General features: G+C 40.7%; 14 protein-coding genes. 11 read left to right on the forward strand and 3 right to left on the reverse strand.

Features of this window, described 5'->3' with window-relative positions; all coding sequences use genetic code 11:
• Positions 1 to 65: 65 nt before the first annotated feature.
• Entirely contained in the window at positions 66 to 416 is a 351-nt protein-coding gene (locus M1E96_RS12315) for a phage holin family protein (RefSeq protein WP_070925504.1), read from the reverse strand.
• 373 nt (positions 417 to 789) lie between these two features.
• A complete protein-coding gene (locus M1E96_RS12320; RefSeq protein ID WP_272579675.1) occupies positions 790 to 2,226 on the reverse strand; it encodes a PLP-dependent aminotransferase family protein in 1,437 nt (478 codons plus the stop codon).
• Positions 2,227 to 2,476: 250 nt separating this feature from the next.
• Here M1E96_RS12320 and M1E96_RS12325 point away from each other — a divergent pair, with 250 nt between their 5' ends.
• Positions 2,477 to 2,908, forward strand: a complete 432-nt coding sequence (locus M1E96_RS12325; RefSeq protein WP_272579674.1) for a carboxymuconolactone decarboxylase family protein — start codon at positions 2,477 to 2,479, stop codon at positions 2,906 to 2,908.
• Positions 2,909 to 3,140: 232 nt separating this feature from the next.
• Here M1E96_RS12325 and map read toward each other — a convergent pair whose 3' ends face one another.
• Entirely contained in the window at positions 3,141 to 3,926 is a 786-nt protein-coding gene (gene map, locus M1E96_RS12330) for a type I methionyl aminopeptidase (protein ID WP_070925506.1), read from the reverse strand.
• A 339-nt stretch (positions 3,927 to 4,265) separates the two neighbouring features.
• On the opposite strand from map, the gene M1E96_RS12335 reads away from it, so the two are divergent.
• The 10 genes from M1E96_RS12335 (at position 4,266) to M1E96_RS12380 (ending at position 12,684) form a co-directional block, all read left to right on the forward strand.
• The gene (locus tag M1E96_RS12335; RefSeq protein WP_319069099.1) at positions 4,266 to 4,691 is read left to right on the forward strand and encodes a universal stress protein; all 426 of its coding nucleotides are present in this window, start codon (positions 4,266 to 4,268) and stop codon (positions 4,689 to 4,691) included.
• A 433-nt stretch (positions 4,692 to 5,124) separates the two neighbouring features.
• On the forward strand, positions 5,125 to 5,439 hold the full coding sequence (locus M1E96_RS12340) for a non-heme iron oxygenase ferredoxin subunit (RefSeq protein ID WP_070925508.1): 315 nt from the start codon (positions 5,125 to 5,127) through the stop codon (positions 5,437 to 5,439).
• A gap of 2 nt (positions 5,440 to 5,441) precedes the next feature.
• Positions 5,442 to 5,750, forward strand: coding sequence for a recombinase-like helix-turn-helix domain-containing protein (locus M1E96_RS12345; protein WP_140186660.1), 309 nt, complete (start codon positions 5,442 to 5,444; stop codon positions 5,748 to 5,750).
• A 150-nt stretch (positions 5,751 to 5,900) separates the two neighbouring features.
• Positions 5,901 to 6,938 carry an aromatic ring-hydroxylating dioxygenase subunit alpha gene (locus M1E96_RS12350; protein ID WP_070925510.1) on the forward strand — a complete coding sequence of 346 codons (1,038 nt, stop codon included), beginning with the start codon at positions 5,901 to 5,903 and terminating at the stop codon, positions 6,936 to 6,938.
• On the forward strand, positions 6,931 to 7,686 hold the full coding sequence (locus tag M1E96_RS12355) for an SDR family oxidoreductase (RefSeq protein WP_272579673.1): 756 nt from the start codon (positions 6,931 to 6,933) through the stop codon (positions 7,684 to 7,686). The genes M1E96_RS12350 and M1E96_RS12355 overlap by 8 nt, the downstream gene beginning before the upstream one ends.
• A gap of 30 nt (positions 7,687 to 7,716) precedes the next feature.
• Positions 7,717 to 8,493 carry an IclR family transcriptional regulator gene (locus tag M1E96_RS12360; protein ID WP_272579672.1) on the forward strand — a complete coding sequence of 259 codons (777 nt, stop codon included), beginning with the start codon at positions 7,717 to 7,719 and terminating at the stop codon, positions 8,491 to 8,493.
• Between the two features lie 206 nt (positions 8,494 to 8,699).
• Positions 8,700 to 9,626, forward strand: a complete 927-nt coding sequence (locus tag M1E96_RS12365) for a VOC family protein (RefSeq protein ID WP_369427050.1) — start codon at positions 8,700 to 8,702, stop codon at positions 9,624 to 9,626.
• A gap of 4 nt (positions 9,627 to 9,630) precedes the next feature.
• Entirely contained in the window at positions 9,631 to 10,845 is a 1,215-nt protein-coding gene (locus M1E96_RS12370; RefSeq protein ID WP_272579670.1) for an NAD(P)/FAD-dependent oxidoreductase, read from the forward strand.
• Positions 10,846 to 10,867: 22 nt separating this feature from the next.
• Positions 10,868 to 12,136 carry an MFS transporter gene (locus tag M1E96_RS12375; RefSeq protein WP_140181383.1) on the forward strand — a complete coding sequence of 423 codons (1,269 nt, stop codon included), beginning with the start codon at positions 10,868 to 10,870 and terminating at the stop codon, positions 12,134 to 12,136.
• 11 nt (positions 12,137 to 12,147) lie between these two features.
• Positions 12,148 to 12,684 carry a cupin domain-containing protein gene (locus tag M1E96_RS12380; RefSeq protein WP_175442456.1) on the forward strand — a complete coding sequence of 179 codons (537 nt, stop codon included), beginning with the start codon at positions 12,148 to 12,150 and terminating at the stop codon, positions 12,682 to 12,684.
• Positions 12,685 to 12,689 lie beyond the last annotated feature (5 nt).

Consider the following 12,689-nt stretch of genomic DNA (forward strand, 5'->3'; position numbering starts at 1 on the left):
GCCTTATTGATGGCTTATCGTACAACTTAATTTTATCAATCTCTTAATATACTTCATATTTAATGCTATTCTTTTTCTCCATAACGTTTTTTCATTGAAATTAAAAGCGAATCTACAATCCAGCTAATCTTTTTAGTACCAAGAAAGCCTATCATTGCTCCACAAAATTCAGCGAGAGATGACCACGCTTCAGAGTAATTCATGTAAACTAATAACCATTGTAGTGCTCGGATCGCACTCACAGTAATTGCCCCACAAATCACTGCTTCCGCTAATGATTGCCATGTACTATTACCATCTCGCCATTCTCGAATAAATGCAATCAGCGTTGCCAACATAACACCACTTAATAATGGAAAATTGAGTTGAACCCAGCGAAAAATCTGCTCCCAAAAGTCAATATTTTTTTCATGCATAATGATATCTCCTAAATGGAGTGCTAGTTTATTGTCAATAAATGAAGCCTCCTTATAATTTTATAAGATCATTAGGTTATATAGATTCTCATAATCTTATCGAGTCAAATTAATATTCATTTAAATAATTATCATCATTAACTTAAAATATAATTTCATATAAAAACAATGATAAAGTAAGCCTTACACACAATAAGATAAAGTTACAACCATTAGTTGAAAATTCCACTTCATATTATTTAACACAAAATAGCATACAGTATGAATACTCGCATGAATAAAGATCAGCATAAATACGTTATTTCTTTAGTCATTAATAATATTTACATATTAAACTATATTACAAAAAACGAGAATAACTAATATTAAAGATTTATTGAGTTAAAAAATAACAATTTTTTAATTTCAAACACAACTCAAATGCATCTTGAGCACTTTTAATATTAGTGAATCCTAACAAAATAATTTGCGTAGAATGATTAGACTGCATCCAACTTGTCAGTGATTGAATTCCTATACCCTGCCTATTCGCTTGTTTAACAAAACGTTCCGATGATTGCCCGTTGATCAGCTCGGCAACAATATGCATCCCCCCTGACTGCTGATGAACAAATAAAATGTCAGCAAAGACTTGGTTTATTGCATCAATTAAGTATTGCCGCCTCTGTCGATATAGATTGCGCATTTTTCGTAAATGACGCGAAAAATGACCTTCTTGGATGAATAATTGGCTGACTTGTTGTGTCCATATTGGGCTATTCCCACCTAATTGTTGTGCTGTACTTTTAAATCGAGCGACTTGGTGAGTAGGCACAACCATATATGAGAGACGTAAAGAAGGAAATAATGCCTTACTTAAGGTTCCACAGTAGATAACCCTATTGTCATTATCAAGGTTTTTCAACGCAGGAATTGGACGACCTAAATAACGAAATTCACTGTCATAGTCATCTTCAATTACCCAGCTTTTATGTTTATTTGCCCATTCAAGCAAATCCATACGTCTTTCTAACGATAAAGTGACATTAGTCGGGCTTTGATGAGTCGGTGTCACTAACGCAAACCTCGCTTTTGCGGCTGTTTTATTACCTAAATGAACATTTATTCCCTCCGCATCAACATCAATAGGCACTAAAACCATCCCCATTTTTTGCAAAAACTCTCGAGCGATATGGTATCCAGGCTCCTCGAACCAACCTACATCCCCTTCTTGGAATAAACTGCGTAAAATTAAAAGTAAACTTGCTCTATAGCCTGAAGAAATAAAAATTTGCTCAGGGGAGCAAACTACGCCTCTTGATACAGCTAAATAACTCGCTAATGCTTCTCTTAAACCAATAAAACCTTGTGGATCAGGATAGCCCAGTTGCACAGACTCCGTATTACGTAAAACTCGATGCATTAACCGATTCCATAATGTCAAAGGAAATGCATCCAAAGCAGGAATACCAAGTTGAAAAGGCAATACCTCATTTTCATGATAGAAACTGGTAACCTTAGAGTTGTGTGTATCCTGATTGAAATTAGGCGTTATAATTGATTTTTTATTGCGCAAACAATTCGCCATTGGCGCAATAAATGTACCTTTAGCCCCTCGCCCAATCAATATTCCTTCACTAATCAATAGCTGATAAGTTAACTCGACTGTCCCTCTCGCAAGGTTTAATTCACTTGCTAGAGCACGGATCGAAGGTACTCGTTGTTCAGCAAGCAATTGCCCTGAATCGATTGCATCACGAAAACGATGGTATAACTGCATATACAGTGGTTCATTTAGCGTACTATCAACTTTAAATATATTACTCACCATCTTGACCCAGTCATTTCAATCATTTTTGTCACTTTATTATAGGACAACTTATCATTACTATCTTTATTAATTGTTCGCTGAGACATTGAAAATACAGAGACTGGTACGAATGTTTGCCGTAACGATGCCTTAATGATGAGACCCTAGGCGCATACATGAGTATATGACTAGCGCGCATGAACGTAGTCACCATACCTTAACGAAAAGCGCTGCAACTTGAAGTATGACGAGTATAGATAAAGGAATTAATATGAACACACTACGCCTACCCTATAGCAAATTATCACCTGATGCCTATAGAGGCTTAATTGATTGTAAAAAAGCATTAGAAAAAGGTGGATTAGGCATCGAGTTAATTGAACTCGTCAATCTACGAGTTTCACAAATGAATGGATGTGCTTTTTGTTTAGAAATGCATGCTGCTTCATTAAGAGAGCGTGGTGTGAGTAATAAAAAAATTGATAGCTTAGCGGGTTGGCAAGTGAGTTCTCATTTTAATGACAAAGAACGTGTGGCACTGGCTTGGGCTGAATCTTTGGTGAATATTGCTCAAACTGTCGCACCTGATACGTTATTTCAAAACCTGAAACATTATTTTTCCGATGAACAAATATCAGATTTAACCCTTGCCATTGGGCTAATGAGTGCGTTGAATCGTGTTGCTATTGGTATGCGCCAATAATATCTATGGTTGGTGTGATTATTTTCCTCTTCACACCAACATGGCTGTTTAATTTCCTGTTTTCAAATATGCACAGAAAAGATCTTAAATAATTAGTATTAATCCAAATCGTCACTGTGCGCAGCAATATGAAATTAACGACTACACGGATTAATTAACACAAAGGCCGCATCTGCGGCCTTCAAATGATGAATGTCAATAACGTGAATATAGTCCGCTACGAGTTAAACGCTCATGAGGACATCATATTTTTCTCTTCATCGCGTAAAGTTAATACTTCATAGCCCGTAGCTGTTACCAAAATAGTATGTTCTGACTGGGCAGAAAGCTTTTTATCACGGGTAACCACCGTCCAACCATCTTTCTTGGTTTTGATCTTCATTCCGCCTTGATTGATCATTGGCTCAATAGTAAAGGTCATTCCTTCTTTTAATTCAATGCCTTGCCCACGAACACCGTAATGTAAAACTTGAGGATCTTCATGCATCTCTCGGCCTATACCATGGCCACAATATTCACGAACAACACTATAACCATTGGTTTGAGCATGATGTTGAATAGCGGCGCCAATATCGCCTAACGTTGCCCCTGGTTTTACCTGTTTAATCCCTTCCCACATGGCATCATAGGTATCTTTCACTAATTTGCGCGCTAGTGGCGATGCTTCAGGCATCACATACATTTTACTCGAATCAGCAATAAAGCCATTTTTCTCCAACGTAATATCAACGTTGATAATATCTTTTGCCTTCAAATGTTCATCAACCTTTGGAACACCATGACAAACGACTTCATTTAATGAGGTGTTTAAAACATACTGATAATCATATTGCCCTTTACTCGCTGGCCTTGCCTGTAACTCATTGACAATATAATCTTCAACCTTGTCATTTATTTCCATGGTGGTAATACCCGGCACAATAAAAGTATCTAACATAGCAAATACTTTGGCTAATAAGCGCCCCGACTCACGCATCAATTCAATTTCTTCAGCTGTTTTGATTGTGATATTACTCATGGTACTTCCCTTTATCGTTAATAGACTCTTCTTCTGACGTGTGACTTAATAACAGCGCAATGCTATATACACGCTAAAATAATACACCGCGCACTAAACCATATCCCATACAAAGAGATAATGATAGATAATCAGCACAAACGAGATATTCACAGACTTATTTGCCCTATATTTTTTAACATTAATTCCTAACTTAAATCGGACGTCAAAGTATTATTGATTATTATGATGTATGCTCCTGATCGTGAGTTACTCTAGAATTCCTTATCGTTTGAACATTTTTATCTTCATGGTCTGGTTAGTTTTTAAAACACGATTGACGATTGTTCGGAGAACAATATGTATAAGAAAATTTTAGTTCCTATTGATATTACTGAAAAAAGTTTGGCTAATATGGTACTTCCTCACATTAGATACCTTTCAGAGGAAGAAAGCGCTCATATTCATTTTTTAGCAATCATCCCAACTGTACCTTTTTATACCTCAATGGGCTTCGGTTTTGCAGAAAAAGCAGACAGTGAAAACGACAAAGTGACAAAACAACTAGCTGATATAATTAAAGAATTTAATTTACCCAAAGAGAAGTTTACTGCCCAAGTGATCATGGGAACACCGAGAGATGAAATTTTACGTATCGCTGATGATATTCAAGCAGACCTAATTGTTATTGGTTCAAGACGACCTGGAGTATCGACGTATTTTCTTGGCTCAACCGCTTCAATGATCATCCAAAACTCTAAAATTTCTGTTTTAACTGTACGTTAAAATAGCAACCCACTTCGGTGGGTTTTTTAGAAACTTACTGTAACAATTTGTCATATATAATGATTACCCATTTCCTTGCATAAAAAAATGTTGAAAAAGGTTTTCAATCTAAACTGCATCGCCAATCTTAAAAGAAAAAGTATAAAAAATATCAACTAAGCCATTTTTGAGTACTTCATTAGAAATATCGAGTGAAATAGCGTAAATGGCCTATTTTCCCCTTCCCCTCTAACGCAACAATTCATTTCTTGTTTCTTATATGAAACTAAAACTAATCATAATCTAGACACACTGCACATTTTAAAACAATCATTTTACATGATAGTAACAATTGATTGACTGTTTATCATCCAACCAATTAGTCTGGTTTTAAATAATAAACAATGTTTTATATATGAAACAAAATTATTTGGCTGTAGAGAGAGGAAACAAGATGAGTTGGATAGCGGTATGTGATGTCTCGCAAGTACAAGAGGAATTTCCTTATTCAGCACGTGTCAAGGATACCGAAATCGGCATTTTTCTCGTGGAAGAAAAATATTATGCCATGGAGGATGTTTGCCCACACGCTTATGCCTTACTCAGCCAAGGCTTTGTTGAAGATGGCAAAGTCGAGTGCCCACTCCACGAAGCCGTGTTTGATATACGAACAGGTAAGTGTCTACGTGAGCCAGGCGGCCGTGATTTGAAAACATACCAAACACGTGTTGTTGAAAACCGAATCGAAATCAGTTTGATTGAGGAGTAGATATGGATCCAATACAAAATTTTAACCCCTTCTTACCAGCTAATCATCAAATTATCCCAGCAAGAGAAGGCGGTAAAGGTCATATTCAATCACCCGGTACTGCACCTAATGTCGTTTGGCAAACTCGCTCACGTATTCCCGATGAGTACGAAGTCTCACTAATAGCGATGTTAGAAACGTTATTTGCATCGGGTGTTGAAACCCTTGAACAAATCATTGATGAATTAAATCAAAAACAGCTATTTGACCGACAAGGTCAACAATGGAATGAAGCCAGTTTTCGCGAATTTCTCCAAGTAAATGGGTATTAATTCACTGCTATCTACTCTGCCTATTCGCAGTGAGACTAGGAACAGACTCAAGATGTGACTAGAACACATAAACACTGCAACTTGAAATATCACGAGTAGTTAACAGAAATAATAATAACGAATAATACCGCCAATAACAGGAAGCAAATTATGACAACCAAAACACAACTTCAAAACTATCAAGATTACTTAGATGTTGGATTACGAGGCCAGTGGTATCCCGTTTTATCGAGCTGGGAAGTCACTAGCAACCCGATAGGCATCACCCGCCTCGAAGAACAAATTGTTTTATGGCGTGATGATAAAGGGCAAATTCATGCCTTAGAAGATCGCTGCCCACACCGTGGAGCGCGGTTATCTATGGGCTGGAATCTAGGTGAACGCATTGCTTGTTGGTATCACGGTGTTGAAGTTGGTGGTGATGGTATTGTCAAAGATGTTCCTGCGGTTAGTCAATGCCCGCTTGAAGGACAAAAATGCTTAAAAACCTACCCGGTTCAAGAATTGCATGGCGCCATTTTTCTCTACTTTGCCATTGAAGATGAAGTACCGCCATCACTTGAGTTTCCAGAAGAGTTAGCTGATAGCGAAAATCATAGCAATTTCTTATGTACTGCGACATGGCATTGCAACTATCAATATGCACTTGAAAATGTCATGGATCCAATGCATGGCACCTATTTGCATTCATCTTCTCACTCCATGGCGGATGGGGATAAACAATCAGAAATGATCTTACAGCCAACTGAAAATGGATTTATTTTCCGCAAAAATGACCAAGTCGGCGTCAACTTTGACTGGGTAGAATTTGCTAGCACAGGCGCTAATTGGCTTCGTTTATCGATTCCTTATCAAAAGCGTTTTGGACCAGGTGGACACTTCTGGATCATCGGTATGGTGGTTCCTGAAGATAGATTTAATACCCGAGTCTTCTTTTGGCGTATCCGTAAGGTCAAAGATTGGCAACGCGACCTGTGGCGCTTTATGTACCGCAATCGCTTAGAAGGCTTGCACTGGGATGTACTTGAGCAAGATCGCCTCATTTTAGAAAACATGGCACCAAATGCTCGTCAACAAGAATTCCTTTATCAACATGATGTTGGTTTATCACGTCTACGCCGTATTATGCAGCGCGAGGCCAAAAAGCAATTTGACCAAATCTACAACAAGGAAGTCTCAAATGCATGATTTACTGGCGGGGAAACGTATTGTTATTACTGGTGCGGCAAGAGGCTTAGGGTTTAGTTTCGCCCAAACGATTGCCGAACAAGGCGCCCATGTTGTGTTGTGTGACATCCTAAAGGAGCGTTTACAGCAGAGCGTCATGCAACTACAACAAGCAGGTTTAACCGCCGAAGGTCATCACTTAGATATCGCCGATCCTGAGGCGATAGAACGTGTTTTTCAATTGATCGGACAGCAAGGGGCTATTGATGGCTTAGTGAATAATGCCGCACTTGCGACAGGGGTTGGTGGTAAGACATTAGACGAATATGACCTCGACCTTTGGGATCGCGTGATGACCGTTAATGTAAAAGGTACTTGGCTGGTTACTAAGGCGGCGCTGCCCTATTTACGTCAAAGTCAGCAAGGCAAAATTGTCAATATTGCCTCGGATACCGCTCTTTGGGGCGCACCAAAACTGATGGCTTATGTCGCTAGCAAAGGAGCAATTATTAGTATGACCCGTTCTATGGCGCGTGAGCTGGGCGCACAAAAGATCTGCGTCAATGCTATCGCTCCGGGTCTAACCAAAGTTGAAGCGACAGAATACGTTCCCGCAGAACGCCATCAACTCTATGAGAATGGACGAGCACTGCAAGGAGAGCAACAGCCTGAAGATGTCACAGGCACTGTTTTATATTTGCTTTCACCAATGGCTAATTTCGTGACGGGACAATTGATCCCAGTTAATGGCGGGTTTGTATTTAACTAATCACACCGCTGATGCGGGGAGGTTAAGATTTTGAGTTCAACATGCAAATATTTGATCCCCGGTTTAGAAAAAGGGTTACAACTTTTATTACTCCTTGCACAGCAACACCGCGAACTGACTTTCGCAGAAATTTTACGTTTAGTTGATATGCCAAAAGCTACAGCCTATCGCGCTATACAAACATTGGTTCATTTGGATTTTATCGAGCAGCACCCAAGAACCGGCGCCTTCTCCCTAGGTCGCAAAGTGCTTAGCCTAGGCTTAGGCTATATCGCCTCGCTCGATCTTACTCAATTAGGGCAACCTATCATCGAGCAATTACGCGATCGCAGTCAGTGCAATAGCCACCTTGTAATACGCGACGGCAGAGACATTATTTATATTGCCAGAGTCAGTGGAGCCGAATCAAAAATTAACCATGTTACCGTTGGAACACGTTTACTGGCACATCGGACATCCCTTGGACGTATGTTACTGAGTGGATTAAGTCGCGCCGAATTTGATGAATTGTATCCAGATGATGAACTTCCTGATGACGCCGGCAGTAAACAGGTTTTTTGGAATATGATCCAAGCAGACCGCTTACGCGGCTATGTCATCGGGGAATCATTCTATCGACGAGGAATTTCTTCTATTGTTTATCCTGTGTACAACCGAGACAGCGGTGTCGAAGCCGTCATTAGCATTATGATGCCAATGGATAGTATCCCAGCCCAAGAACGACAGCGATTACAAAATGAAGTTAGAAGTGCAGCGCAAAAACTTACCGAGTTTATTGGTGGCATGACATCCATGAAAGCGATATAGCACGAATAATGCGCTGAAGAGTTCGAGGTGTCGCTAGCGACGAAATTAGCGTAACCGCCGAATCTAAACAAACAGCGCTGCAACTTAACGTTGCATGAGTTTAACGAAATAACACCAAACATTAGGTTTATTGCCATAAACCAGCGGCCTTTGCTTGCCCAAAATCTAGCTCGGCAATAAACCAATATCATATAGAGGGTCAAATTATGTCAGTCATTGGTATTGAAAAATTAGAGTTTGGGGTCGACGACATTGCGGCTTGCCAGCAATTTTTACAGGATTTTGGTTTACACAAATCCTCCAGTAACCCATCTCATTTCACCACATTATCGGGGGCTAGCATCACAGTTTCCGCTATTGACGACCCTCACCTACCCGCTGCATTTGAATCAGGCTCAACCTTGCGGCGTATCACTTGGGGCGTCAAAGATGCCTCAGAGCTAGAACAGATCATCAAACAAATCGCCGATTGTCCCCAATTCAAACGCACAGAGAATGGTGCTGAATGTCTGGATCCAAACGGTATGACAGTCGCGTTTACTATTACACAGCAACAGCCCGTTGATGTTGAAATTTCCCCTATTAATCAGTGGGGAGATATTCGCCGTATTGATGCACCGAGTCCTGTTTACGATAAAGCGACCCCAATTAATATCGGTCACGTGGTGTTTTTCGTTGATGATTTACCAACAACAGAAGCTTTTTACTGTCAAAAACTCGGTTTTCAAGTTTCCGATCGTTATATCGATCGCGCTGTTTTCTTGCGCACTCAAATCAATGGCTGCCATCACAATCTCTTTTTACTCAAGCTGCCACACCGAGGACGCGGCCTCAATCATGTCGCCTTTACCGTTCGTGATATCCATGAAGTCATTGGTGGTGGTCTGGCAATGAACCGCCAGCACTGGAGTACATTTATCGGCCCAGGCCGCCACCCAATATCATCTGCTTACTTTTGGTATGTCAACAGCCCAACAGGTGGCGCCTTTGAATATTACACCAATGACGACTATTTAACTGAAAAGTGGCAACCACGTGAACTCGAACACTCTCTAGTTTCTTTTACTGAATGGGCTATCGAGGGAGGTATCGACCACGAAACTCGCCGCCAAGTCAAAAAAGAGAAGGAGTGATGTCATGACACAGATAATCAATGGTGGAATTGTCATTATTGGCGGAGGCCAAGCTGGCGGCTGGGCAGCCAAAACCTTAAGAGATGAAGGTTACCAAGGCACTTTATCTGTGATCAGCGATGAAGCGCATGATTTCTATGAACGACCACCGTTATCCAAGGCCGCTCTTAAACAAGCCGATTTCTCGCTATCACGTTTATTTAGTGAAGAAGACACTGCGGCATTGAACATCACATGGTATCGACCACTTAGAGCAACCGCGATTGATTCTCAGCACAAACAAGTTCTACTCAGTGATGGGCGTGCTATTTCATTTGATAAACTCTTAATTGCTACCGGTGGACGGGCTCGTTACCTCTCTTCAGATTGGCAATCACACCCTCGTGTTTTCACATTACGTTCATGGGATGATGCGCAACGTTTACGTGAAGCCATGCTTAAGGCAGACAATATTGCCATTATTGGTGGTGGTTGGATCGGCTTAGAAGTAGCAGCTTCTGCACGTCAAATGGGGCTTGACGTCACTGTATTTGAACGCCAAACACGTCTATGCCAACGTAGCGTTCCTGCTTCAGTTTCTGATGCTTTAATGCAGCGTCACCAGCAAGCTGGCGTTAATATCATTACAGATTGTGGCGATATCTGCCTTGATGAAACCACTGACTCGTTATCAATAAGCTGTGATAAACAAGCCAGCCAATGTTTTGATATTGCTGTTATGGGGATTGGGGTAGAACTCAATCTAGAATTAGCTTCTGAAGCAGGTCTTGAATTAGCCCATGGCATTGTGATTAACGGTCAAGGGCAAACCTCACACCCCGATATCTATGCAGCTGGTGATGTGGCTTGTCATCCTACATTATCACTGTGTTTACAATCTTGGGCGTATGCACAAAACCAAGCCATCTCAACAGCAAAAGCGATGCTTAATGCACACAGTGAGCCGTTTAGTGATCTCGCTTGGCTGTGGTCGGATCAATATCAAGACAATATCCAAATACTTGGCATACCTACGGCTGAAGCGACTCAACATATTCAACGTATCACCCCCAATTCTGAAATTTATTTCTCACTAAATCAAAACAATGAGTTGATCCAGATGGTGTCATTCAATGATGCCAGAGCCATTAAATTGGGTAAGAGATGGATGCAAAACAACCGTAAGCTATCACCGACAGAGCTTGCAGATCCTAATTTTTCACTGATGTCGCTGAAATAAACAAGCGAGTAGGAGAAACACCATGGCAAACCAACAAGTTTCTGTTTCCTCAGTGACTAACGAGTTAGAAACACAACAAGAAGAAAAAGTGAATTGGTTTATTCCAATTGGATTATTTTCTTGTGTACTGCTCGCCTTTTTTGACAAAATTAGTATCGCAGCACTGTTCTCTGATGAACAATTTCAAAAAGCACTAGGCATTGATTTTGATCCAACTCGCCTTGGTTTATTAATGAGCGCCTTTCTTTTTGCTTATGGTATTTCGTCCATGGTGCTCAGTGGTATCGGTGATAAATTTCACCCAACCAAAATGCTACTTTTCATGGTAAGTAGTTGGTGCTTTTTAATGATTTTTATGGGATTCACCCATCATTATGGCACTATGGTTTTTCTACGCATCCTACTTGGGATCGCTGAAGGCCCATTATTAGCTATCTCTTACGCTATCGTTCGCCGAACATTTCCACAAAAAATGCAAGCCAGAGCAACGATGCTTTGGTTACTCGGCACCCCGCTTGGGGCTGCGCTTGGCTTCCCTATTTCACTGTATTTACTTCATAACTTCGGTTGGCAAAGTACCTTTTTTGTCATGGCGGCTTTTACTGTGCCTGTTTGGTGGCTGATTATTATCGGTATTCGCCATCCTAATTTAAGTCATAAACAAAACAAAAATGCGAATGGCCAAGTTTCCCCCCATGAAATTGCTGAAACGAAATTACAGCGCAACATTTTGCTACGTAATAGCCATTTTTGGATCATTTGCTTATTTAACATCGCCTTCTTAATTTACCTGTGGGGGATGAATGGTTGGTTGCCAAGTTACTTAATTAAAGGCAAATCCATCAATTTAGAGCATGCAGGGATCCTCTCATCACTGCCCTTTATCGCCATGTTATTCGGTGAAGCCATCGGGGCTTGGCTTTCAGATCGCTACGATCGTCGTGCACTCGTTTGCTTTATCTCATTGCTAGGTGCAGTGGCTGGGCTAGCAGGCGTATTACTCCTTGATAATACCTACAGCATTATTTTGATGATGGCATTCAGCATGTTTATGTGGGGCGCAGGCGCACCGAATATTTTTGCCTTGCTTGCTAAAGCAACACAAAAACAAGTCAGTGCACTAGCTGGCGGTATCTTCAATGGACTAGGCAATCTTGCTGGTGCAGCAGCTCCACTGCTTATGGGCGTGTTGATCACCATCACTCATGATATGGATAGCGGACTATTATTTATCGTTATTATCGGTTTAATCGGCAGCTTACTACTGCTGCCTCTTATTAAGAAATATTGATTAGAGACTCAATGTTAGGAGATCGCACTATGTCACAACAACAGAATCAAATAAAACCACAAGGCGTTGAAATCGCTGATTGGGTGGAATCACGCATCGCACGTTTTGAAGGTCGTAAATATGATTGGAACGCGCTGAAATTTCAGGCCGATTTTGACCCTAAATACCGTCGAGCACAAATGCGCTATATCGGTACTGGAGCTACAGGTGTTGCTAATGATGCAAACACCGTACCTGCTGAAAACTTTACCTTTTCTACTATGGTACTACCCGCAAAATGTGAAGGTCCTCTGCATTTACACCCAGATGTTGAAGAAGTATTTTTCATGCTCAAAGGTACCATCACCTTATTTATTAAAGATGGCGACGAAGAATATGAAACCGTGCTAAAAGAGCGCGATCTGATTTCTGTACCCGCCGGTATTTATCGTGGCCTGTTCAACCATGGTGAAGAAGAAGCGCTCATGTGTGTGATGATCGGTACACCAAAACCGGCTATTCCGACTTACCCAGAAGATCATCCTTTATCAAAAGTCAAACGTGGTTAAGAGGA

This window comes from Providencia sp. PROV236, from assembly GCF_033676985.1.
Classification (GTDB): domain Bacteria; phylum Pseudomonadota; class Gammaproteobacteria; order Enterobacterales; family Enterobacteriaceae; genus Providencia; species Providencia manganoxydans.

Coding starts and splice junctions, on each gene's coding strand:
- M1E96_RS12315 (WP_070925504.1), bottom strand. CDS start 416: ATGCATGAAAAAAATATTGACTTTTGGGAGCAGATTTTTCGCTGGGTT.
- M1E96_RS12320 (WP_272579675.1), bottom strand. CDS start 2,226: ATGGTGAGTAATATATTTAAAGTTGATAGTACGCTAAATGAACCACTG.
- M1E96_RS12325 (WP_272579674.1), top strand. CDS start 2,477: ATGAACACACTACGCCTACCCTATAGCAAATTATCACCTGATGCCTAT.
- map (WP_070925506.1), bottom strand. CDS start 3,926: ATGAGTAATATCACAATCAAAACAGCTGAAGAAATTGAATTGATGCGT.
- M1E96_RS12335 (WP_319069099.1), top strand. CDS start 4,266: ATGTATAAGAAAATTTTAGTTCCTATTGATATTACTGAAAAAAGTTTG.
- M1E96_RS12340 (WP_070925508.1), top strand. CDS start 5,125: ATGAGTTGGATAGCGGTATGTGATGTCTCGCAAGTACAAGAGGAATTT.
- M1E96_RS12345 (WP_140186660.1), top strand. CDS start 5,442: ATGGATCCAATACAAAATTTTAACCCCTTCTTACCAGCTAATCATCAA.
- M1E96_RS12350 (WP_070925510.1), top strand. CDS start 5,901: ATGACAACCAAAACACAACTTCAAAACTATCAAGATTACTTAGATGTT.
- M1E96_RS12355 (WP_272579673.1), top strand. CDS start 6,931: ATGCATGATTTACTGGCGGGGAAACGTATTGTTATTACTGGTGCGGCA.
- M1E96_RS12365 (WP_369427050.1), top strand. CDS start 8,700: ATGTCAGTCATTGGTATTGAAAAATTAGAGTTTGGGGTCGACGACATT.
- M1E96_RS12370 (WP_272579670.1), top strand. CDS start 9,631: ATGACACAGATAATCAATGGTGGAATTGTCATTATTGGCGGAGGCCAA.
- M1E96_RS12375 (WP_140181383.1), top strand. CDS start 10,868: ATGGCAAACCAACAAGTTTCTGTTTCCTCAGTGACTAACGAGTTAGAA.
- M1E96_RS12380 (WP_175442456.1), top strand. CDS start 12,148: ATGTTAGGAGATCGCACTATGTCACAACAACAGAATCAAATAAAACCA.